This is a genomic window from Enterococcus sp. 7F3_DIV0205, assembly GCF_002141365.2.
GTDB classification, from domain to species: Bacteria; Bacillota; Bacilli; order Lactobacillales; family Enterococcaceae; genus Enterococcus_L; species Enterococcus_L palustris.
The window spans coordinates 1,599,037-1,622,232 of sequence record NZ_CP147244.1 but is presented as its reverse complement, the minus strand read 5'-3'; the positions used below and the strand labels follow the sequence as shown (position 1 = coordinate 1,622,232).

General features: G+C 36.5%; 27 protein-coding genes and 1 tRNA gene. 24 read left to right on the top strand and 4 right to left on the bottom strand.

All coding sequences use genetic code 11. The features are described from left to right. Positions 1-4: 4 nt before the first annotated feature. From hisB to hisE, 6 genes are read left to right on the top strand one after another with little or no spacing between them, the layout of a single operon-like run. Complete coding sequence (gene hisB / locus A5821_RS07675; RefSeq protein ID WP_086313979.1) at positions 5-589, top strand: imidazoleglycerol-phosphate dehydratase HisB; 585 nt, start codon at positions 5-7, stop codon at positions 587-589. Further along, a complete protein-coding gene (hisH, locus tag A5821_RS07670) occupies positions 590-1,216 on the top strand; it encodes an imidazole glycerol phosphate synthase subunit HisH (protein ID WP_086313978.1) in 627 nt (208 codons plus the stop codon). Then, positions 1,194-1,919: a 1-(5-phosphoribosyl)-5-[(5-phosphoribosylamino)methylideneamino]imidazole-4-carboxamide isomerase gene (gene hisA, locus A5821_RS07665; RefSeq protein WP_086313977.1), complete on the top strand. Its 726-nt coding sequence runs from the start codon at positions 1,194-1,196 to the stop codon at positions 1,917-1,919. Before hisH ends, hisA begins: the two co-directional genes overlap by 23 nt. Further along, positions 1,909-2,664: an imidazole glycerol phosphate synthase subunit HisF gene (gene hisF / locus A5821_RS07660; protein ID WP_086313976.1), complete on the top strand. Its 756-nt coding sequence runs from the start codon at positions 1,909-1,911 to the stop codon at positions 2,662-2,664. The genes hisA and hisF overlap by 11 nt, the downstream gene beginning before the upstream one ends. Continuing rightward, positions 2,661-2,966, top strand: a complete 306-nt coding sequence (gene hisI / locus A5821_RS07655) for a phosphoribosyl-AMP cyclohydrolase (RefSeq protein WP_086313975.1) — start codon at positions 2,661-2,663, stop codon at positions 2,964-2,966. Before hisF ends, hisI begins: the two co-directional genes overlap by 4 nt. An 18-nt stretch (positions 2,967-2,984) precedes the next feature. Beyond that, positions 2,985-3,296 (top strand): phosphoribosyl-ATP diphosphatase, encoded by a 312-nt coding sequence (gene hisE, locus A5821_RS07650; protein ID WP_086313974.1) that lies wholly within the window; start codon positions 2,985-2,987, stop codon positions 3,294-3,296. 58 nt (positions 3,297-3,354) lie between these two features. Here the strand turns inward: hisE and A5821_RS07645 are convergent, their stop codons facing one another. Beyond that, positions 3,355-3,753: a DUF4828 domain-containing protein gene (locus A5821_RS07645; protein ID WP_086313973.1), complete on the bottom strand. Its 399-nt coding sequence runs from the start codon at positions 3,751-3,753 to the stop codon at positions 3,355-3,357. Positions 3,754-3,974: 221 nt separating this feature from the next. Between A5821_RS07645 and sfsA the strand changes: the two genes are divergently transcribed. From sfsA to A5821_RS07575, 14 genes are all read left to right on the top strand, one after another. After that, positions 3,975-4,712: a DNA/RNA nuclease SfsA gene (sfsA, locus tag A5821_RS07640; RefSeq protein ID WP_170923005.1), complete on the top strand. Its 738-nt coding sequence runs from the start codon at positions 3,975-3,977 to the stop codon at positions 4,710-4,712. 8 nt (positions 4,713-4,720) lie between these two features. Further along, complete coding sequence (locus A5821_RS07635; RefSeq protein ID WP_086313971.1) at positions 4,721-5,731, top strand: Gfo/Idh/MocA family protein; 1,011 nt, start codon at positions 4,721-4,723, stop codon at positions 5,729-5,731. Between the two features lie 16 nt (positions 5,732-5,747). After that, the gene (locus A5821_RS07630; RefSeq protein ID WP_086313970.1) at positions 5,748-7,031 is read left to right on the top strand and encodes a DEAD/DEAH box helicase; all 1,284 of its coding nucleotides are present in this window, start codon (positions 5,748-5,750) and stop codon (positions 7,029-7,031) included. 38 nt (positions 7,032-7,069) lie between these two features. Then, positions 7,070-9,784: a sigma 54-interacting transcriptional regulator gene (locus A5821_RS07625; protein ID WP_086313969.1), complete on the top strand. Its 2,715-nt coding sequence runs from the start codon at positions 7,070-7,072 to the stop codon at positions 9,782-9,784. Between the two features lie 150 nt (positions 9,785-9,934). Beyond that, the gene (locus A5821_RS07620; protein WP_010764085.1) at positions 9,935-10,255 is read left to right on the top strand and encodes a PTS sugar transporter subunit IIB; all 321 of its coding nucleotides are present in this window, start codon (positions 9,935-9,937) and stop codon (positions 10,253-10,255) included. 35 nt (positions 10,256-10,290) lie between these two features. Further along, complete coding sequence (locus tag A5821_RS07615) at positions 10,291-10,611, top strand: PTS lactose/cellobiose transporter subunit IIA (protein WP_010764086.1); 321 nt, start codon at positions 10,291-10,293, stop codon at positions 10,609-10,611. A gap of 133 nt (positions 10,612-10,744) precedes the next feature. Next, positions 10,745-12,199, top strand: a complete 1,455-nt coding sequence (locus A5821_RS07610; RefSeq protein ID WP_086313968.1) for a PTS sugar transporter subunit IIC — start codon at positions 10,745-10,747, stop codon at positions 12,197-12,199. A 76-nt stretch (positions 12,200-12,275) separates the two neighbouring features. Continuing rightward, positions 12,276-12,494 carry a hypothetical protein gene (locus tag A5821_RS07605; protein WP_086313967.1) on the top strand — a complete coding sequence of 73 codons (219 nt, stop codon included), beginning with the start codon at positions 12,276-12,278 and terminating at the stop codon, positions 12,492-12,494. A gap of 23 nt (positions 12,495-12,517) precedes the next feature. Further along, positions 12,518-12,718, top strand: a complete 201-nt coding sequence (locus tag A5821_RS07600) for a DUF3188 domain-containing protein (protein ID WP_086313966.1) — start codon at positions 12,518-12,520, stop codon at positions 12,716-12,718. Beyond that, positions 12,718-13,131: a DUF3284 domain-containing protein gene (locus tag A5821_RS07595; protein ID WP_086313965.1), complete on the top strand. Its 414-nt coding sequence runs from the start codon at positions 12,718-12,720 to the stop codon at positions 13,129-13,131. Before A5821_RS07600 ends, A5821_RS07595 begins: the two co-directional genes overlap by 1 nt. A 205-nt stretch (positions 13,132-13,336) precedes the next feature. Further along, entirely contained in the window at positions 13,337-14,530 is a 1,194-nt protein-coding gene (locus A5821_RS07590; RefSeq protein WP_249921844.1) for a GNAT family N-acetyltransferase, read from the top strand. Positions 14,531-14,706: 176 nt separating this feature from the next. Continuing rightward, positions 14,707-14,829, top strand: a complete 123-nt coding sequence (locus A5821_RS07585) for a hypothetical protein (protein WP_086313964.1) — start codon at positions 14,707-14,709, stop codon at positions 14,827-14,829. Between the two features lie 100 nt (positions 14,830-14,929). After that, positions 14,930-15,003 (top strand) — tRNA-Arg (locus A5821_RS07580). 461 nt (positions 15,004-15,464) lie between these two features. Beyond that, positions 15,465-16,331 carry an Ig domain-containing protein gene (locus tag A5821_RS07575; RefSeq protein WP_170922971.1) on the top strand — a complete coding sequence of 289 codons (867 nt, stop codon included), beginning with the start codon at positions 15,465-15,467 and terminating at the stop codon, positions 16,329-16,331. A gap of 52 nt (positions 16,332-16,383) precedes the next feature. Here the strand turns inward: A5821_RS07575 and A5821_RS07570 are convergent, their stop codons facing one another. Continuing rightward, a complete protein-coding gene (locus A5821_RS07570; RefSeq protein ID WP_086313962.1) occupies positions 16,384-17,028 on the bottom strand; it encodes a uracil-DNA glycosylase in 645 nt (214 codons plus the stop codon). A gap of 62 nt (positions 17,029-17,090) precedes the next feature. Next, a complete protein-coding gene (locus tag A5821_RS07565) occupies positions 17,091-18,329 on the bottom strand; it encodes an aminopeptidase (protein WP_086313961.1) in 1,239 nt (412 codons plus the stop codon). 255 nt (positions 18,330-18,584) lie between these two features. Here A5821_RS07565 and A5821_RS07560 point away from each other — a divergent pair, with 255 nt between their 5' ends. Next, positions 18,585-19,157 carry a TetR/AcrR family transcriptional regulator gene (locus A5821_RS07560; protein ID WP_086313960.1) on the top strand — a complete coding sequence of 191 codons (573 nt, stop codon included), beginning with the start codon at positions 18,585-18,587 and terminating at the stop codon, positions 19,155-19,157. Positions 19,158-19,226: 69 nt separating this feature from the next. Here A5821_RS07560 and A5821_RS07555 read toward each other — a convergent pair whose 3' ends face one another. Further along, entirely contained in the window at positions 19,227-19,670 is a 444-nt protein-coding gene (locus A5821_RS07555) for a flavodoxin (RefSeq protein ID WP_086313959.1), read from the bottom strand. Positions 19,671-20,020: 350 nt separating this feature from the next. On the opposite strand from A5821_RS07555, the gene map reads away from it, so the two are divergent. The 3 genes from map to A5821_RS07540 all read left to right on the top strand — a co-directional run bounded on the left by map (position 20,021) and on the right by A5821_RS07540 (position 22,987). Continuing rightward, positions 20,021-20,785, top strand: coding sequence for a type I methionyl aminopeptidase (gene map, locus A5821_RS07550; RefSeq protein WP_086313958.1), 765 nt, complete (start codon positions 20,021-20,023; stop codon positions 20,783-20,785). A gap of 18 nt (positions 20,786-20,803) precedes the next feature. Beyond that, a complete protein-coding gene (locus tag A5821_RS07545) occupies positions 20,804-21,718 on the top strand; it encodes a YihY/virulence factor BrkB family protein (RefSeq protein WP_086313957.1) in 915 nt (304 codons plus the stop codon). A gap of 132 nt (positions 21,719-21,850) precedes the next feature. Next, positions 21,851-22,987 carry a glycosyltransferase family 4 protein gene (locus tag A5821_RS07540; RefSeq protein WP_086313956.1) on the top strand — a complete coding sequence of 379 codons (1,137 nt, stop codon included), beginning with the start codon at positions 21,851-21,853 and terminating at the stop codon, positions 22,985-22,987. Positions 22,988-23,196: the final 209 nt, after the last annotated feature.

The following is a 23,196-nucleotide window of genomic DNA, read 5'->3' as shown; positions in this document are numbered from 1 at the left end:
AGAAATGAGAACTGCTACTTTAACTAGAGAAACTGCAGAAACAAAAATTGAGTTAAAACTTGATTTAGATCGTCAAGAACCAGTCAGTATTCAAACAGGAGTTGGATTTTTTGATCATATGCTGATTTTATTTGCCCGTCATAGTCGGATTTCTTTAGAAGTAAAAGTCGATGGAGATTTAGAAGTAGATAGTCATCATACTGTGGAAGATGTTGGGATTGTGTTAGGGCAGTGTATCCGAGAAGCTTTAGGTGATAAGTCTGGGATCAATCGTTATGGGACTAGTTTTGTGCCGATGGATGAGTCTTTGGCAATGGCTTCCTTAGACTTAAGTGGGCGCTCGTATTTAGTTTTTGACGCAACGTTCGATAATCCAAAACTTGGTGATTTTGATACAGAATTGACAGAAGAATTTTTTCAAGCGTTTGCTTTTAATACTCAAATGAACCTTCATTTAAACATTTTACATGGGAAAAATACCCACCATAAAATAGAAGCTTTGTTTAAGGCGACAGGGAGAGCGCTAAGGGAAGCAATTACTGAAAATCCGGCCATTCAAGGGGTCAACTCCACGAAAGGAATTCTGTAAATGATTATTATCATTGATTACGATACAGGCAATACTCGCAATGTTCAAAAAGCATTAGATTATGTTGGGCTAGAAAATAAAATTTCTGCTGATCCTGATGACATTCAAAAAGCTGATGGATTGATTTTGCCAGGAGTAGGTGCGTTTTCTTTAGCAATGAAGGAGCTAGAACAACGTGGATTAGTTGAGGTGATAAAAGAGGTTGCACAAAAAGGCACACCGATTTTAGGTGTTTGCTTAGGAATGCAGTTGCTTTTAGAAGGAAGTATGGAAAATGGTTTTACAGAAGGATTAGGATTGATCGAAGGGCTTTGCGAAAAATTGCCGGACGATCCTGATTTACCTGTTCCTCATATGGGCTGGAATCAACTAATAGTGACCAATGAAACGTTATTAACAAAAGAAGTGAACGGGCAGTATGTTTATTTTGTCCATTCTTATTATGCGGATTGTGAACCTGATGTTATCGATGCTTTAGCACAATATTCCATTAAAGTTCCAGCGATGATTTCTAAGGAAAATGTATACGGCACGCAGTTTCATCCTGAAAAAAGTAGTGAAGCAGGTTTGATGATTTTAAGAGGGTTTAAGGAGGTAGTGGAACATGCACGTTATACCAGCGATTGATATTAGAGAAGGAAAAGCAGTCCGATTAGTTCAAGGTGATTTTCTACAAAAAACGATTGTGAACCATAATCCAGTGGCTCAAGCAGAAGAATTTAAAGAAGCTGGGATTCAAATGATGCATGTTGTTGATCTAGATGGTGCTTTGATGGGAAAAGCAGCGAATGCATCGTTGATCGAGCAAATGAAAAAAGCTACTGGATTGAACATTGAAGTTGGTGGCGGCATTCGCACGCTGGCTCAAATTGATGACTATGTGGCACTTGGTATCGACCGAATCATTATTGGTTCAGCAGCCTTAAGAGATCCAGAATTAGTTCAAGAAGCTGTTAAAAAATATGGGGATAAAATTGCAGTAGGAATCGATGCCAAAAACGGTAAAGTTGCTATCAGCGGTTGGTTGGATGTTAGTGAAACTGATTATCTACAAATGGCTAAAACGATGGCGAAACTAGGTGTCAAAACAATCATTTATACAGATATCTCTAAGGATGGCACTTTAACAGGGCCGACATTTGAAGATTACGCTATGTTATTAAAGGTTGTACCAGATGTGCAAATCATTGCTTCAGGTGGTGTTAGCAGTAAAGAGGATTTAATGAAGTTAGCTGAGTTAGGGCTGTATGGCGCAATCGTCGGAAAAGCCTTTTATAATGGTGATATCACTTTGGCAGATATGTTGGAGGTTGAGGCAAATGTTGACTAAACGTATTATTCCTTGCCTAGATGTAACAGATGGTCGAGTGGTCAAGGGAGTCAATTTCGTTGGGTTACAAGATGTCGGTGATCCAGTAGCCATTGCTCGAGCATACAATGAGCAAGGAGCCGATGAGCTGGTTTTCTTGGATATCACGGCTACTAGTGATGACCGTGAGACGATGATTGAAGTGGTCGAACGAACAGCGGCGGAAGTATTTATTCCTTTAACGGTTGGCGGCGGCATTCGCACTGTGTCAGATATGAAAAAAATGTTGCAAGCAGGAGCAGATAAAATTTCCCTCAATTCTGCAGCGATCCAACAACCAGAATTGATTAAAGCGGGTGCAGAAAAATTTGGGTCTCAATGTATCGTTGTGGCAATCGATGCGAAGCGAATGGAGGATTCGTGGCATGTGTTTGTCAAAGGAGGTCGTGAAGATACAGGGTTAGACGCGATAGAGTGGGCTAAAAAAGCTGTTGATCTAGGAGCAGGTGAGATTTTATTGACTAGTATGGATGCCGATGGAACCAAAGAAGGGTATGATCTTGCGCTAAATCAAGCTATTTCTACAGCTGTAAATGTTCCTGTGATTGCTTCAGGCGGCTGTGGTAGTGCGGCGGATATTGTGGACGTATTTGAACAAACCAACGTATCGGCAGCTTTGGCCGCAAGTATTTTTCATTATGGAGAGGTAAGCATTCCTGAATTAAAAGAAATACTAACGCTAAATGGAATGGAGGTTCGCAAATGAAACCAGATTTTACTAAAGGCTTGTTACCAGCAATTATAATCGAAGCAAAAACGAAAGAAGTGTTGATGCTTGCTTACATGAACGAGGAAAGCTATGAAAAAACGCTTGAAACAGGGACTACTTGGTTTTACTCACGATCTCGTCAACAATTGTGGAATAAAGGAGAAACAAGTGGTAATACCCAACAAGTGAAAAATATCGTAACAGATTGTGATCATGACACATTGCTTATTACAGTTGAACAAACAGGACCTGCTTGTCATACCGGTAAGCACAGTTGTTTTTTCAATGTGATTATCTAATAAAAGGAGGTCATAAATATGCTTGATACACTTTACCAAGAGATACTAGAACGTAAAAAAGTTCCTAAAGAAGGTTCATACACCAATTATTTATTCGACCAAGGACTAGATAAAATCCTAAAGAAAGTCGGAGAAGAAGCGACAGAGGTAATCATTGCAGCTAAAAATAATCAAGCAGAAGTAATCACCGAAACCTCTGATTTAATTTATCATATGTTAGTGCTATTAGTTGAACAAGGTGTCACTTTAGAAGAAATCAAAACGGAATTGATGAAACGAGAAGGAAAATTAAGTAAAATGAAAGAACGCAAACAAATCGATGAACTTTAAAATAACTGAAAATAAAAAGAAGCGTCCCGCATAAGCGCATTATGGGGAATCGCTTCTTTTACTGTTCTGTTGGACACTCTAAAGAATCAGTTGCTTCCAAAACATAAGTGGCATCGTCGGCTTCATCATATAAGGAAGCGGGTTTATCATTTAGACATTGAATAATTAAATGATAGCCATACTCATCTTGAGCAACTAGTCGTTTGTTTGTTAATTCAACTAGCATATAGCGTAATTCTTTACCATCAATAATAATCTGAAGATCATCTTCGATCTTCAATGTATGTTGTGTGGCTTTTTGTTTATTGACAAACCACCAACTACCTAAATAACTTTTATATAAATTAGGAATATCTGAATCAGGCTGCTGATTCGCTTGTTTCTTTTTCAAGAATAATGAGCCAGCAATACCTGTAATAAGCGATGCACCTAAAAATAATGACCAATGTTTTTTCATACTATCATTCTCCTCTAAAACAATCATAGCACGAAATTAAAAAACAAACTATTCGAAAATCTCTTCTTATAAAAAAACTTAATGAAGTCGTAATGATTGTTACATTGGAGTAGCGTTGTCGATTCAAAAACCCTTTAAACATGAGCGGTTTTGTCTGAAAAGTTTGACGATGCTTTTTCATTCAAAATATGGTATTGTTTTGAAGAAAGGGTGTTACAATGATTACATATCCAAACGTGCATATCGCACATTTTATTGATAGACCAAACCGCTTTATTGCCCAGTGCCGTTTGCAAGAAACAGGTGAAATGGTAACGGTTCACGTAAAAAATACTGGTAGATGTAAAGAACTATTTTTTCCAGAAGTGGAGGTTGCGTTATCTTATCAACCTTCACCAAAGAGAAAGACAGATTATGATTTGATTGCAGTCAAGAAAGGAACTGCTTGGTTTAATATCGATAGCCAAGTTCCTAATGCACTAGCTGCTCAAGCCATTCAAGATGGTACGATCATTTTGCCAGAATTAAAAGGGAACATCGTCTCGGTAAAAAGAGAAAAACGTTTTGCCCAGTCACAATTCGATTTATTAGTAGAGACAGATACTGGCAATAAAGCGTTTGTAGAAGTGAAAGGAATGACCTTAGAAAATCATGCCTTAGGTGCCTTTCCAGATGCTCCAACATTACGCGGCTTGAAGCATGTCACTGAGTTGATCGAAGCGATGAAAGAAGGCTATCAAAGCTATGTGTTGTTTGTTGTCCAATTTGAGAATGTAAAAGTAGCGACGATCCATACAAACATGCAGCCAGCTTTAGCGCAAATGATTGTATCAGGGCAAAAACAAGGTCTAAGTGTGATTGCTTACAATTGTTCTATCACTCCTGATACAATAGCAATAGAACATCAAGTACCATTTGATGTCGCAAAAACGTTTGAAGATCCAAATTCAGAAAGGTGAGGGTAAAGATGATTCACTTAGGTATTATTGGAACAAACTGGATTAGTCATCAATTTGTAAAGGCAGCACTGGAAACTAAGCGCTATGATTTAACAGCTGTTTATTCACGAAAGCTGGAAACTGCTCAAAAATTTGGTGAGGAATACGGCGATGTTGAGTATGCAACGGATTTAAAGACATTTTTCGGTATTGCTCATATGGATACAGTTTATATTGCGTCACCTAATTCCCTACATTTTGAACAAGCAAAACAAGGGATTTTGGCAGGAAAAAATATTATTGTGGAAAAACCAGCCTTCTCAACGCCTGCTGAAATGGAGGAGATCATTGAGCTAGCAAATCAGCAAAAAGTCTTCTTTTTTGAAGCAGCCCGCAATATTCATGAGAAAAGTTTCAAAAAAATTGGGGATTTATTACCATTAAAAAATAAAATTATTGGTGCAAACTTTACCTATATGAAATATTCTTCACGATATGACCAAGTGCTTGATGGTCAAGAACCAAATATCTTTTCGCCACATTTTTCAGGAGGCGCTATGGCAGATCTTGGTGTCTATTTAGTCTATGCTGCTGTTGGTTGGTTTGGTATGCCGAATGAAAGCCATTATTTTGCAAGAAAAATCCCAACAGATGTTGATGGGATTGGTACGGCAATTTTGAGATATGACTTATTTGATGTAACCTTGCAGACTGGAAAAAACGCAGATTCATTCTTAGACTCTGAAATTTATTTTGATGGGGGAACATTGATTTTAGATAGTGTAAATGCGATCTCTAAAGCCGAATTTCATGATCGTAATCACCAAGAACGTGATATCATTGAGCTTACAACTGAAGAAAATCCAATGATCGAAGAAGCCCATGATTTTGCCGATGTACTTGAAAATCCTAACGATCCAACTATGGGAATTCGTTATGAAGAATGGGTAGAACTATCACGTAATGTAAATAAAGTAGTAACAACATTAAGAAAAAGTGCCGGTATCGAGTTTGATGCGGACAAAGAAAACCTGTTTTAATGAGGAAAGGACTATTATGACATTTATCAAAAATTTACCAGAAGCTTGGCAAGAACATTGGCAGGCTTCTGGTTTTAGCGAGCCATCGATGATTCAAGAAAAAAGCTTCCAACCTTTGAAAGAAAAAGAAAATGTTTTGGGGATTTCTCCAACGGGATCAGGTAAAACGTTAGCGTATGTTTTACCACTTCTTTTGAATGTAGAAAAAGACCAAGGCAGTCAGCTATTGATTTTAGCGCCTTCGCAAGAATTAGCAGTGCAAATCAGTCAAGTTGTACGTGATTGGGCGACATTACTTCAATTGAAAACTCAAAGTCTGATTGGTGGAGCCAATGTTGGCCGTCAAATCGAAAAGTTAAAAAAGAAACCAGAAATTTTGGTTGGAACACCTGGGCGTGTATTGGAACTGATCAAAACAAAGAAAATCAAAAGTCATTTGCTGCAGACTGTTGTAATGGACGAAGTAGATCAGCTGTTTCACGAAAAAGAGCTGAATCTAACCAAACAAATTTTAGCTAGTGCACCAACAGAATTTCAGTTAGTCTTTTATTCGGCGACGGCTGATCGAGTAGTAGAAGAAGCCCAAAAACTAACAGATCAGCTGACAATCATTGATGTAATGGATGAAGATCAATCTGGTGGTGTTGTGAATCATTATTTTATGGCACTCTCTCCTAGAAAAAAAAGTGATTTTTTAAGAAGCTTAGCGTATACATCTGATTTTCGTGCGATGGTTTTCTTTAATCAAGTTGCTGATTTAGGTTCAGTCGAAGAAAAACTGATTTATGAAGGGTTAGCAGTAGCAGGGCTTGCTTCAGATCAAAATAAAACACTGCGTAAATTAGCGATCGATCAATTTTCTAAAAAAAGAGCAGTCATGCTTTTAACAACGGATATTGCTGCTAGAGGTTTAGACTTTGAAGCGATTCCTTTTGTTGTGAATGCTGAAGTCCCATTGTCCGAAGAAAGTTATATTCATCGGGCTGGCCGTGTTGGACGTATGGGTGCAGCAGGTTCTGTCATTACGTTTGTGAACGATGCAACCAAAAGAGATTATCAACGATTAATGAAAAAAATAGAGCTTCCTTCAAAGGAAATTTTTCTTTATGATGGCGCAATCCACCTGACTAGGAAAGAAAAAAGTTCTTCTGAAGAAAAAGCAGGAAGTCCAAATGGATCGGCAAAAAAAGAGCAGGCTGAAAAACAAGTACCAACCAAAAAGACAGCAAAGCCTAAAAACCGCCCAAAAAACAATAAAAATAAAGGGGCTAGACGGAAATCGTCTAAACCTGAGCTATAATTAATAAGTAAGAACGTCATGATTTAAGGAGGCTATCCATGAAATCTAGAAAAGACGAGATTTTAGCAGTTTTAGAATCAAAAAAACAAGGTATGACAGCGGCTGATGTCGCAAATGAGCTGGCAATCGATCGAAGCAATGCCAGCCGCTACTTAAGTGAATTGTTCAAAGAACACAAAATCATTAAAAGCGATGGCCGTCCAGTCATTTATTCAGTTGTAACCGAAGAAGACAAAGTCCATGTCGATAATTCTAGTGAAGTAACATTTGATAACTTAGTTGGAGCGCAGGATTCTTTAAAAGTCAGCATCCAACAAGCAAAAGCCGCAATTTTATATCCGCCTCGCGGCTTACATACAATTATTTTTGGTGAAACGGGAACCGGAAAATCATTGTTTGCGGAATGTATGTACCATTTTGCAGTTGATTCTAAGACCTTAGCAGCTGATGCTCCTTTTGTTTCGTTTAACTGTGCGGATTACGCACAAAATCCTCAATTACTATTTGGGCATATTTTTGGTGTGAAAAAAGGGGCTTATACTGGCGCCAATGAAGATAGTCCAGGTTTGATGTCGAAAGCAGATGGTGGAATTCTATTCCTTGATGAAATCCATCGTTTACCGCCAGAAGGTCAAGAAATGCTATTTACTTTTATTGATAAAGGGGTCTATCGTCCACTCGGTGAAAGTGGTCAAACATATGAAGCATCTGTTCAAATCATTGGTGCAACCACAGAATCATCTGAGAGTTTTTTGACGACTTTTAATCGCAGAATTCCAATGGCGATCACGTTGCCATCTTTAGATGCACGTTCACTTGATGAGCGCTACGATATTATCTCCTTGTTTATCAAACAAGAAGCAAACCGCTTAAATCAACGAATCGATATTAAAAGAGAAGCGATTTTGGCTTTTATGCTTTATGATGCAGAAGGAAATATTGGGCAAGTTAAAAGAGATTTGAAACTTGTGTGCGCAAAATCTTTTCTACATTATCGTACACATAATGAATCCAGTTTAGTGATCCAAAAAAGAGATTTACCACTCCAAGTGCAAAAAGGTTTATTAAAAATCAAAGAGGTTTCTGATCGTTTAGATCGTTTTGTTGATAGTAAAAGTAATTATCTAAGTTTTGAGCCGGGAACAAATGAAGTTGTCTGGTCACAAGATCCAGCTCGAGACATGCAAGTCTATAATGAAATTGAAGAAAAAGTTGCAACGTTATCAGCGAATGAACTGGAAAATGTCAATTTAGAACAATTAATTTCTAGTGACATGGATGCTTATTTTCAAACTTATGTAGATGAACTTACACAAAATCCTGTGCATAAAGAATTATTGCCAGAACCAATTTGGAAGCTGACAGATCGTTTATACGATATCGCAGAAAAAAGACTAGAGCGCACATACAATGAAAAGGCCCGCTTTGCTTTTGCCTTACACTTACAAAGTACGATCGATCGAGTGAAAGAAGGACATGTGATAGTCCATCCTAATTTAAATAATGTTCGTAAGAAAATGAAGAAAGAGTTTCAAGTCGCTATGGATTTATCTGCTATCATTGAAGAAGAGAACAATATTGAAATTCCTTTTGATGAGATTGGATTTATCAGTATGTTTTTATCGATCAATGTGGGCAGTAAAGAAAAAGTCCATGAAAATAACGTTGGTGTTGTTGTGTTGATGCATGGCGATTCAACTGCTTCAAGTATGCTGAAAACAGCGCAAGAATTGCTTGGAACAGAAACTGGTGTCGCAATGAATATGCCGCTAACGATGGAAGTTCAGACAATGTACGAACAACTGAAAAGTTTTGTATTGAGTCATCGTGAAAAACTTGTGAACGGGATGTTGCTTTTAACGGATATGGGTTCATTGAATTCTTTTGGAAACCTGATTTTTGAAGAAACTGGGATTCGAACGAAAGCCATCACAATGACTAGCACGATGATCGTGTTAGAAGCGATTCGAATGGCAAGTGTGGGAAGAAGTTTAGAAGATATTTATCAAAACATCCAAATGTCGTTTGAAAGTATCATTAGAGAACAATTCCGCAGTAGTCCGCAAAATCGTGAGGATGTAAAAAAAGCAGTGGTTGTTACATGTTTCACTGGCGAAGGCGTTGCGGCAAAATTATATCAACGCATTTTACCTGTGATCGATGAAAACAAAGTTGAAATTATTCAAATGCAGTTTTTAGAACGTGAAGCGTTTAAAAAGCATATCGATAGTTTAATGGAAGAATATGAAATCAAAGCAATTGCTGGAACAGTTGACGTTGAATATCAGAATATCCCGTTCTTTTCTGCATATGATATCTTTGATGATGAAAAATTAAACGTATTGAAGCGGATTGCAGGTGATGAGGTTCCAACTGAAAAGATTGTCAAATCATTAGGTGGAACGATCACCGCAGTTGATTCGCTGCAAAAGCTAATTGTCATGCTGCAAAAAACAGTACATCAAATTCAGACAGATATGCATATTATTGTTGAACCAGGTGTTGATGCTGGTATTGTAATCCATCTTGCATTTTTAGTAGATGCTATTTTGAAAGGTGAGAAATCAAAAGAATTTGATAACCTTACTGAATTTATGAAAAAAAATCGCCTAGAAACGGATGTTACCAGAACTAATTTAATGGTAATAGAAAAAGCCTACCGTATAGCGTTTACCGAGTCGGATATTGCACATTTGACACTATTATTTTTAGAAAATAAAATAAAAACAACAACAGAATACACACACAATTAATTAGTGTGTAAATTTATTCCTGTTAGTGTGTACACAAGATGTATAGACCAAAACCGCAGAATCACTGGGTTTGGTCTATACATTTTTTTGGCACGCTTCTTGCTTTATATAAAAGTGTAAGTACAACTAATTTAGAAGGAGTGTAATAAAATGGCTAAAAAAACAATTATGTTAGTATGTTCAGCAGGAATGAGTACAAGTTTATTGGTAACAAAAATGCAAAAAGCAGCAGAAGATCGTGGAATGGAAGCAGATATTTTTGCAGTATCAGCATCAGATGCAGATAATAACTTAGAAGCCAAAGATGTAAACGTATTACTTTTAGGTCCGCAAGTACGTTTCATGAAATCTCAATTTGAGCAAAAATTAGCACCTAAAGGAATTCCTTTTGACGTAATCAACATGTCAGATTATGGCATGATGAACGGTGAGAAAGTTCTAGATCAAGCAATTGCTTTAATGGACAAATAAGAAGACAAAATAAAAAATGAACGGAGTTACAAATCGTGGAAGATCAACAAAATTTAGAAGCAGTAATGGGATTGATTATGTATGGAGGGAACGCTAAAAGCGATGCAATGGAAGCGATTGCGGCAGCTAAAGCAGGAGACTTTGAATTAGCAGATCAAAAAATCGCTGATGCAGAAGAATCTTTAGTCCAAGCACATCATTCTCAAACAGGAATGTTAACGCAAGAAGCACAAGGAAATCATATTCAAGTGACGTTATTGACAGTTCATAGTCAAGACCATTTAATGACTTCGATCGCTTTTACAGATTTAGCAAAAGAAATCATTGATTTATATCGTCGGATGGATAACGAGTAATCTGGGCTATTTTCTTTTTTGAACGGAAGAAAATAGAAGTTAAAGTTTTTTGAACGGGACTTTGACAACTTACTTTGTTTTAAAGAGTTTAATGGCTCTTTAAATAAATATTATTTATAGGAGGAATTAAAAAATGGATGGATTAACAGCCTGGATGGAGAAGTACATTCTACCTGTGGCCGGTAAAATTGGTGCGCAAAAACACTTAGTTGCATTACGTGACGCTTTTATCGGAACAATGCCAGCAACAATGGCAGGATCGATTGCCGTAATGATCAATGCGATGATTCGTGATTTACCGCAACAATTTTTCTCTGACTATGCAGCAAACCTTGCTGCAGATAAAGGTATCTTTGCAGTTATTAACGTTATTATTGGAATCAACGGATTTGTTTGGAACGGTACTTTGGCGATTGCCGGTTTGATTTTTGCCTTTTCTTGGGGTTATAACCTAGCAAGAGCGTATAAAGTAAATGACTTAGCGGGTGGTATCGTTGGTTTAGCAACATTGATTCAAGGAATCGCATTTGCTTATTCTAATACATTAGAAACAGCAGTTCCTAAAGAACTAATGAATACAATCAATGAAAACTCAGCAACAAGTGGTTGGTCAGCAACAGCTGAAGGCTTAACAGCAGGCGGTTGGGGTTGGTTGAAACTAGATCATTTAAATGGTAATGCATACTTCACAGTTATGATCATGGGTGCTATTTCTGTTATCATTTTCTGTAAATTAATGTTGGCGAACATCACAATTAAAATGCCTGATTCAGTTCCGCCAGCAGTATCAAAAGCTTTCGCTGCGATTTTACCTGCAACGATCGCGTTATATGTTATTGCAATTATTAACTTTGTAGTAGGTAAATTAACGAACGGACAATTGATCATCGATTTAGTTCAAAAATATATTGCAGAACCATTCTTGGGACTATCTCAAGGTTTAGGTGCTGTATTGATCGTAACGATTTTCGTTCAAATTTTCTGGTTCTTCGGTATCCACGGTCCAAACGTATTGGCACCAGTTTTAGAAGGTATCTGGGGACAAGCACAATTAATCAATATCGACATTTTCCAAAAAGGCTACAAAGGATTGACTGGTACACCAGCTGTCTTGAAAGCCATTGATGATGGAAAAGCTTATATGTGGGTTCGTGGTTCATTTGATGCATTTGCATGGTTTGGTGGATCAGGTGGTACGATCGTCTTGATCGTTGCAATCTTACTATTCTCTAAACGTGCAGATTACCTAACTGTTGGTAAATTATCATTAGGACCTGGTATCTTCAATATTAACGAACCAATCATGTTTGGTTTACCAATCGTGTTAAATGCAATTATGTTTGTACCATTCTTAGTTGCACCAGTAGTTGCAACAACAATCGGATGGTTAGCAACTTACTTTGGATTAGTAGCGCCAGTTTCACAACAAGTAACATGGGTTGTTCCTCCAATCTTGCTATCATTCTTAGCAACAGGAGCTGACTGGAGAGCACCAATCGTAACAATTGTATGTATGGTTGTCACATTCCTTATCTGGACACCGTTTGTTATTGCGGCAAACAGAATGGAACCAACTGATTTCGAATAAAATAAAACTAAATAGTCTGTTACTTTCACCTCTTTAGAGGTGAAAGTAACTGCTTTATTGTTAAGGAGAGAATAAAATGATCACAATTGCGAGTGCAATGCAACAAGAAGAAATCAAAAAATTATTAGAAAGCTATGACGGTGGCGATTTCACTTACACATTTAAAGAAAAAAAAGGCATCAAATTAGCGTTTGACGTAACTGGAGACAAAGAAGAAGCAGCTAAAAAAGCAAAAGAAATAATCAAAGCACAACCTTGGGGCGGTGTCTTGTTCTTCCAAGCAGCTGCAGTTTAAAAAATAGATTGGATGGATGAAAGATGGTTAGAAACGGCTTATTTATGTGCAGTATTGGCTTCATAATAATTTTATATACAGTAAATCCTGCTTCAATGAAATATGATTTGTTAAGCATGACAACAGGGATTTTCTTAGTAGTTGTTGGCGGTTATTTCTTTTTTAAAGGGAGAAAGATTGAAGAATCTAAAGCAAAGAAACAACATAACGAGGTGAAAAAATAATGGAAATTACAAAAAAATTGAATATTCCAGCGCCTTACTTTTATGAAAAAGTGATTGATTCTGTTCTTTTTGATATTCGCAAGCACACTGGAAAAAGTTTAACAAAAAAACAATTGAACAATTTTGAATATGTAAAATCATTTTCTAAAAACAGCCGAGCAAAAATCAAAGTTGAGAAAATCGTCGACAACTCATCTTATCATTTCCAAACATCAACAACTAAAAATAATTTTTCGGTAGGCTACGAAATTGTACCGATCGATGATAAATCTTGTGAGATTCATTATACAGAGAAGATGGAATCATTCGGATTTTTACAAAAAATAAATGATGCGGTCTTAGGAACGATTTTAATGTATTTTAAAAAACGTCAGTTTCGTAAAATGCTGCAGATGATAGAAGAATCTTATTAAGAGAGTGTCGAGAGGCACTCTCTTTGCGCTTTTCTTTGATTAAAGTGCAGCAAAACATACTAGAGTACTAAGGGATGTTAAACCGTTTTTCTAGAAAATTTTCATATATACATAGATCGATCGTTAAACTATAAAAAAGTCAAATATGTTTAAACTATACCAAATTTGCGTTATCCTTAATTATGAGAGACAAGGAGTGAGTGAAATGAGTGGAGTCAAAAGAATGAATGAAGAACAAGTGGAAGAGATGTTCCAATTAGCTGTGTATGCATTCAATTCAGAAAGTACAGAGAAACGAAAAGAGCGTTTTAAAAAGATTGTAAAACATTCTTGGAATTATGGTTTCTTTTATGAGGATAACTTAGCAAGTCAGATTATTTCTACACCATTTACCGTCGCGTTTCATGGTGTAAATTATCAAATGGCTGGAATCGGCTGTGTTTCATCTTATCCTGAATATCGCGGGAAAGGCGGTATTTCCGCTATTATGAAACAATTACTGGCAGAATTAGCAGAAAATAAAGTTGAACTTTCTTACTTAGCACCATTTTCGTATCCTTTCTATAGAAAATATGGGTTCGAACAATTATTTGAACAAATTAACTATACAATCAAAGCAGCCAATTGGCCAAACGTCAAATCTCAACCTGGCTTGATGAAACGTGTAAATTATGAAGAGGCAAAAGATGTTTGTCAAATGATCTATTCTGTTTCTTCGAATCATCAAAGAGGTGGGGTAATCAGGGAACCTTGGTGGTGGGACTATACGGTTGGAATGAATCAAGAGTACCAGTTTGCCCTATATGAAGATGAATTGGGAAAGGCACAAGGATACTTGATTTACCAATCTAGTGCAGAGTCTTTTGTCATTAAAGAATGGGGATTTTTAACCAATCAGGCGTTTCAGTCTATCATCCGTTTTATCGGTTCTCATAATGGCTCATCACGAGAATTTCGTTTAGAAACAGGATTTGATGGCAAAAATTTAAGTTATTTAATTCCATCTCCGTTAATAGAGATGGAGATCACGCCATTTATGATGGCAAGAATTGTTGATTTGAACAATTTTTTGGATAAGTATCCTTTTACGCCTGGAATTAAAGAAGTTTATTATCTTAAAGTTGAAGATGAGTATGGTCCATGGAATAACGGGATATGGAAATTAGAAGTAAACGAAACAGGAGAAAGTATTGTAACGAAGTTTGACCAAGTCCCAGAAGAAATAAGAGATGAAGCGTTGATTGTAAGTTCGATCCAAGCGTTGACTCAGCTTTTCATGGGTTATCGTACTGGTAGCGAATTGAGTTTTTATGAGAAAATTACAGGCAATACGCAGCTAATCCAGTCATTAGATGCGCGCTTAGTCAAAGGGAGTCCAGTTTTGGCAGATTATTTTTAAAAGATGGGTTAAGTGAATTAGTCACGTAGTCCTATGTATATCCTTTATTTTTAACATTAGTAAGATTCTATGAGCCCATTATGTATAAGCAAATGATTAGCAGAACTTAGTTAAAATCTTTATAATAAATAATATAGAAACTTATAGAAGTCTGAAAATGAAAGGCAGTGAAGAGCATGAGTAAAACCAAAGAAGAAAAAGTTGCAAGAAACGGTAAAATCGGCAAAACATTGGCTATTGTTGTAGGTGGGCTTTATTTAGTCAAAATGCTGAAAGGCAAAAAAAATAATAGTAAATAAAAAGTTATAGAGCAAGTGATGCTGATTTTAAATCAGCATCACTTTCTTTTTAATTTTCATTGACACTGACTGAAAAGACTTCTAAAATAAACAATGAACTGTTCTCGTAGCTCAGTAGGATAGAGCAATCGCCTCCTAAGCGATAGGTCGCTGGTTCGATTCCAGTCGGGAACGTAAAAAACACCTTTCAAACGTTGTTTTGATAGGTGTTTTTTATTTGTACAAAAAATGATTATAAGTGTTTCATGCCAGTGTAAGTTTTCACCAACTTGAGCAATTTAGTTTGTAAATGATGAGTTAGTACTGGAAATTGATACAGGGAATAGTGTTATTTGTACTTAGAGTGCATATCTATACGGATCGCTGTGAATATCGTACTGTCTAAGACGAAAAATGAAATTATAGTAAGATGTTTTCATTACTGTTTTCATTTTTTTATAAAGAGAGATTAACAGATATAGCGAATAAAAACTTGATTTTATCCGCCATTTGACAATATCACACTAAAAGTTATATATAAATTCCTTAGAGGTGTGGGATGTAGAAATTAGATACTCTTTTTTTAAAATGACTATTGTAATGTAAGAGCTATATATTATATAATTATTATGTTACAAAGAAAGGATAGTGAGAAAATGAAAAAGGTTAGTTTATTGTTGTTAAGTTTGTCGTTGTCTTTTGTTGTTGGAGCAACCACTGGAAATGCAGCTGAAGAAGAGGTTTCAGTTGTTCCTTTTGGGGAACTAAAAACAAATGATGCATTACAAGCAGAGGATTCGGAGATAGTGGAACCATTTGCACAAAATGAGCGTGCCGCTGGAGCGCCGACAGTTACTTACCGCACACATGTACAAAATATTGGCTGGCAAGGCTGGAAAAACAATGGTCAAGTAGCGGGAACTTCTGGTCAAGCCAAAAGATTAGAAGCGATTGAATTGAAAGTGAAAAATTCGCCATATAGTGGTGAGATTCAGTACAGTACACATATTCAAAACATCGGTTGGCAAGGCTGGAAGAAAAATGGTCAAGTATCAGGAACTTCTGGTCAAGCAAAACGTTTGGAAGCAATAAGAATAAAATTGACAGGTGAATTAGGAAAAAGATATGATGTCTTTTATCGTGTTCATGCACAGAATTTCGGCTGGATGGGCTGGGAAAAAGGTGGAATCCCTTCCGGAACGTCAAGATATGCTTATCGTTTAGAAGCAATTGAAGTAAAACTTGTTCCGAAGAAAAACTACTTTACAATTGATTTCTCAGCTAAAACTTCATACAGAGATAATACTAAAGTAGCTGGTGAATTAGATCCTAAAAAACTAGGCATTCCAAATAAATATTTAGATAATGGGTTAAAACTTTTCAAAGATTCTAACTCAGTCGTGAAATTTGCGGATAAAGAATTGTATGATGCAAACCGTAAAACAATCGCTTATCAAACATATGAATTAAGAAAAAATCTTAAAAAAGTTGGATATACTGTTGAATTTTATTATCCATATTAATAACTAAAAAGAACTGCAACTGATCTTTTAATAGAGATCAGTTGCAGTTCTTTTAATTATATTGCTTAATAAATGCGGCTAGAGTTGACCAATCAGATTCAATGATAGTTTCAAGCTTTTGATTATAAAAAATAGCTGCAGGATGGTATATTGGAAATAATGTATAGGTATTATTTGTCTTAATAAGTTGTTCTTGTTCATTTGAATACATCAGAATCGGTGAGTGGAGCAGTTGCCCATGACACATTGAGATTGTATAATTTTTCCCCAATAAACGTTTTAAGCCAGTATTACCCATTGGTACAAGAATTTTTGGCTGAACCATTTGTATCTCGTAATCCAATAAGGGCGCATAAGCTAATACTTCTGTTTTATTCGGTGCTCGATTAGGATATTTTGTTTCAAAGAATCCAGTTTTTTTATTGAGTTCTTTTTTGATACTAAAAGGTCGACTTCTAACCGTGCTTGTAATATAAATATCTTCCCGGCATAAACCTGATTGTGCTAACCAACCATCCAACTTTTTGCCTGATCTGCCGCTAAAAGGAATTTTTGTTTTGATTTCAGTTCCTCCGGGGGCTTCTCCTATAAGCATTAAAACTGCATTTTTAGGTCCTTTACCAGAAAGAAATCCTTCTAAATTATGTCCGTTCATTTTTTGTTTAACTGCTTCAACTAGTTGTTTAGGATAGTTCATAATCGTAGGTCTTCTCTCTAAAAGAACGTGCTGATTTATTTAATCAGCACGTTCTTTTCATTTTAAGCCCAATCACCATTACGGAAGATTGGAACGCGTGTGCCGTCTTCTCTAATACCATCAATATCCATTTGATCTGATCCAACCATGAAATCAACATGGGTATGACTGCGGTTTAGACCAGCGTCTTTTAATTCCGCTTCGCTCATTTCAGTTCCACCTTGTAGATTAAATGCATAAGCTGAACCAAAGGCTAAATGATTTGAAGCATTTTCGTCAAATAAAGTATTGTAGAAAATGATTCCTGACTGAGAAATTGGTGATGGATCAGGAACTAATGCAACTTCTCCTAAATGACGAGCACCTTCGTCTGTTTCAAGTAACTTAGCTAGTACTTCTTCTCCTTGTTCTGCTGAAAAATCGATTACTTTCCCATCTTTAAAAGTAAACTTCATACCAGAAATAGTTGTTCCAGCATAACTTAATGGTTTTGTGCTAGAAACAACACCATCAACGCGTCGGCTGTCAGGAGCTGTAAAAACTTCTTCAGTCGGCATGTTCGCCATGAATTTTTCTCCACGCGCATTATCGCTGCCGGCACCTTCCCATAAATGATTTTTTGGTAAACCAATCACTAAGTCTGTACCTGGTGCTGTATAGTGTAACGCTTTAAATTGTTCTTTATTTAGTTCATCTGCTTTTGTAGCTAATTTATTGTCATGAGCTTCCCACGCAGCAACTGGATCTGCTTCATAAACACGAGTTGTTTTAAAGATTTCATCCCAAAGAGTGTCAACTTGCTGTTCACTATCTTTTAAGTCTGGAAACACTTTAGCTGCCCATTCTTTACCAGCCGCAGCTACAACTGTCCAGCTGACTTTGTTCGATTGTGTAGCTTTTCTTAAATTAACTAAGGCTTTGCCAGAAGCTGATTGGAAGGTAGCTACACGGTCCGGATCCACACCAGCTAAAGCATCAGGGTTGGATGAAACAACGCTGATTCGGCTGGCACCTTTATTGATCCAGTCATCAGTTTGATCTATTTTATGTTGTGGAATGTTTTCCAAGTATGTTTCGTCGGCATGTAATAAAAATTCACGCTGAATGATATCGTCAGTCCATTGAACAATTACTTCACCAGCACCTAATTTATATGCTTCTTCGGTAATCAATCGTGCCAAAGGTGCCTGATCAACACTAATTTGTAAAACAATGCTATGTCCTTTTTGAACATTGACCCCTGTCTCAACAATGAGTCTGGCATATTTTTTTAATGTTTCATTAAAATTTGATAATGTCATAGAATAGCCTCCTAGTATTTCGTTCGTGTAATCGACAATATCATAACACGTAAAGCCCCTGAACTCAAACAATCAAACGGCTTTATCTTCTTATTTAATTCTGAAAAAAGTCTCTTGAAAGTCCCGTATAATCAAACAAATAAAATAATATGAATCGGAGGACTAGTATTTTGCAGAATAAACAAATCGTGTTACAATAACTGTAGTATTTATATGGAAGCGTTGTAAAGGATAGGTAGAGGGGATTGAAAGATTATGGCAAGAAAAAAAACAATTACTAAAGATCAGATTTTAAATGCTGCATACGAAGTAGTGGCCACTGAAGGCTTTTCGAAATTCACCGCACGTAACATTGCAACCAAAATGAAATGCTCAACACAACCTATTTATTTAGAATTCAAAAATATGGATGATTTGAAAGAAGAATTATTTGAAAAGATTCATCAATATTTAGCAAAAGAAGTATTTCCGGTGACCCATACGGGAAATACTATTGTGGATTTAGCGTTAAACTATATTCATTTTGCTAAAAACGAAAGTAAATTATACCGTGCGTTATACTTAGAAGAATATGGCGGCGGAAAAAGAATGCAGGAGTTTTCGTATAGTTATTTTTCCAATGCTGTTAAAAAAGATCCAGATTATGAGAAGTTGAGTGATACGGAAATCAATTCTCTTCATATGGGAACTTGGATCGTTGCAACTGGCATTGCGGCATTGATGACTTCTGGCATCATTCATCCAAGTGATCAACAAATTGAACATTTGATGAAAGAAGCAATCGATCAGATATTAGAACGTGACGAACCAATCGATATCGATATTTAAATTCAATTAAAAGAGGAGGGTGTCATAAAACTCAACGAGTTTTATGACACCCTCCTCTTTTGCCAATGATTATTTTACAGCTTCTGCTAGTTTTTTAGCAAAGGCTTCAAGCTTTTGAATATCTTCTTCTTCAGCAGCTAGATCAACTTTTACACTATCCGCTCCTTTGGTAGCACCGATTTTTGTAAAAACAGCATCAAAGTCATCCACAGATTTACAAAATTCATCGTAAAAAGTATCACCAGAGCCACAAACACCATACGTTTTTCCAGATAAATCGATTTCTTGTAATTCTTCATAAAAATCTACGATTTCATCAGGTAATTCGCCATCACCATATGTGTACGTTGCGACAACACAGATGTCTGCATCTTCAAAGTCTTCAGGATCAACCTGTGTACATTCGTTGATTTCGACTTCAATATTTAAATTCTCAAGGGCTTCAGCAACAATATCCGCGATTTCTTCTGTATTTCCAGTCATGCTTGCATAAACGATTTTAGCTAAGGTCATTAAGTGTTCCTCCTTTAAATAATACAACTTTGATTATATCAGAAGAATGAAGGTTGTGTAAATTACAAAATGAAGAAGGAAAGACAAGAAGTTGCTTATATGACAATGTTTCTGGGAGCTAACTACTAGAAAAATAAATGAAATCTATTTTTAACAACTACTTTTCAGTGAAATTTTCACAAATTATGATAAAATACTCTTATATGAAGATTATCTAGCTCCGCGGGTTAGTCTCTATGAAAAAGGATAAAATATGGCTGTGATAAAAAGCGTCACAAATATATATCCCTACTTTTCTGCAAGATTAGATAGGCCCACTGTGCTTTTAAATTTTAGGAGGACACTATTAAATGATTACACTAAAATCACCAAGAGAAATCGAAATGATGGATGAGTCAGGAGAATTATTAGCGGATGTTCATCGTCATTTACGTACGTTTATCAAACCAGGTGTTACAAGCTGGGATATTGAAGTATTTGTAAGGGACTTTATTGAAAGCCATGGCGGGATTGCCGCTCAAATTGGTTTTGAAGATTATAAATACGCAACATGCTGCAGTATCAATGATGAAATTTGTCATGGTTTTCCTCGGAAAAAGCCGTTAAAGGACGGTGATTTGATCAAAGTCGATATGTGTATCGATTTGAAAGGAGCAGTATCAGATTCTTGTTGGGCTTATGTTGTAGGCGAATCAACACCTGAATTGGATCATTTGATGGAAGTGACCAGAAAAGCCTTGTATCTTGGAATCGAGCAAGCGCAAGTGGGGAATCGTATTGGTGATATCGGGCATGCAATTCAAACATATGTTGAAAGCGAAAACTTGTCAGTTGTCAGAGATTTTGTAGGTCATGGTATTGGTCCGACGATTCATGAAAGTCCAGTTATTCCTCATTACGGTGAAGCGGGTAAAGGCTTACGCTTGAAAGAAGGAATGGTCATCACGATCGAACCGATGGTCAATACAGGTACTTGGCGCATGAAGATGGATCCAAACGGTTGGACGGCTTACACTTTAGATGGTGGTATCAGCTGCCAATTTGAACATACATTAGCTATTACGAAAGATGGACCCAAAATTTTAACTTCTCAAGGAGAAGAATTGACTTATTAATGATTAGAGGAGCATTTTATGAAACTGGTGGACAAAGTAAAAAGCAATGAAAAACTAATGCGATTCATTGAAACAACACAACATCGTATGATTGATTCAGAAATTGGGAATACGTCAGTTGTTGTGGCATACTATTTACTGTTGTCCCTGTTTCCTTTGCTGATTGCGGTAGGAAATCTCTTGCCGTACTTACATATCGATCCAAACGAAGTACTACCTTATATTGCTGAAGCCATTCCAAAAGCTATTTTTGATGATTTGAAACCAGCAATTCAATCACTACTGACCCAACGTTCTGGCGGGTTACTGTCGATCTCTGCATTAGCAGCGTTATGGAGTGCCAGTCAAAGTATCAATGCGCTACAAACGGCAATGAATAAAGCGTTTGGTGTTGAACAACGTAAAAATTTTATTATTGTCCGCATTATGTCTTTACTTGTGATTCTCTTGTTTATGATAGCAATCGTAGGTGTCGTTGGTGTTTTAGGTTTAGGGAAAACGATTTTAGACTGGCTACAACCAATATTGCACTTCTCAACTGACTTTATTGATACCTTCCAAGCGTTAAAGTGGCCGATTACGACTTTGGTTTTATTGGTCATTATGTGTTTGATTTATCGCGTTGTTCCGAATGCTAAGCTGTCTTTTCGCTCAATCATACCAGGTGCAGTGTTTGCAACTGGTGGTTGGATGCTGTTGTCACAAGCCTTTGGATTATATATTAAATATTTCAGCTCAAAAATCGCAAGTTATCAAATCATAGGAAGCTTTATTATATTGATGTTATGGTTGAATTTTGCAGCAACGATCATTATTTTAGGCGGTATCATCAATGCAGTCGTCAAAGAATATATATCAAATGAAAAAATTCAGCATCGGTATGGCTTGATCAACCGACTAGTAGATAAAATAAAGGAAAAATTAAAGAAATAGACCGAACACTCTTGATTTAAATAAAGAAGTTGAAGGTTTGATTTTCACATTCAGTGGAAACACTTGTTCCAACTTGTAAATGCTGAATGATTCGGTATAATATACGATGTACATTAAGAAAGTAGGTTCATCATGTCGATGTTTATTTATGAAATTGTTATCCGTCTATTTCTGACGTTTATTTTATCGTTGATTACAACGCCGATTGTTAAATTATTAGCGTTTAGAATAGGAGCCTATGATGCTCCAGGCGAAAGAAGAGTAAATACTAAGAATATGCCAACGGCTGGTGGATTAGGTATTTATTTTGTCTTTTCATTTTCTTGTTTAGTTATGTTTCAATCGATCATACCGGTCGATTATATATGGCCGATTATTTTAGGTGCAGGAATCGTTGTTGCAACGGGACTAGTCGATGATATTTATGAATTATCGCCAAAGAAAAAAACACTTGGAATTCTGCTAGGTGCTTTAGTCATTTATTTTGTAGCCGAGATTCGAATCGATGCTGTGACATTGCCATTTTTCGGACATATCGATTTACGTTGGGTCAGTTTGCCCTTGACATTATTTTGGATATTGGCCATTACAAATGCAATCAACTTGATCGATGGGTTGGATGGCCTTGCCTCTGGAGTGTCAATTATCAGTTTAGCAACCATCGGGGTCATCGGTTATTTTTTCCTACATGCCAAAACGGTGTATATTCCCATTGTGATTTTTGTTTTAGTTGCTAGTATTGCAGGTTTTTTCCCGTATAATTTTTATCCAGCTAAGATTTTTTTAGGTGATACAGGGGCTTTATTTTTAGGCTTTATGATTGCGGTTATGTCTTTACAAGGGCTGAAAAATGCTACGTTTATTACAGTCATTACACCCATGATTATCTTAGGTGTGCCGATTACTGATACCGTTTATGCAATTATTCGGCGATTAATGAATAAGCGCCCGATTTCTTCTGCTGATAAGATGCATTTACATCATCGACTGTTGTCACTTGGCTTTACTCATAAAGGTGCGGTAATGACGATTTATGGTTTAGCATTAGTCTTTTCATTTGTGGCATTGTTGTTCAGCTATGCAAGCAATGTTGCATCGATTCTGTTAATTGTTTTTAGTGCTATCGGTTTAGAGTTATTTATCGAAATGATTGGACTGGTCGGTGAAAATCATCAGCCGTTGATGTATATTTTACGTATGTTTGGCAATCGAGAATTTCGTCAGCAACAATTAGAAAAACGATTAGGCAAACATTCTAAAAAAAAGTAAATAATAAATGAGAATCTTTGCTGGGATTTTAAGCTGTGTTATAATTTGTTGATTGAGTAAATTGAGAGAGCGGGACAAAACACTGTACGTTTTGCTCCGCTCTCCTAGAGTACAACTAATTAATGAGTGAATATGCAAATCTTATAATGACAAAGACTTAGATGTTGTTGCTACTTTACTTTTGGTAGAGATGGGCTAGGGAAGTAAGG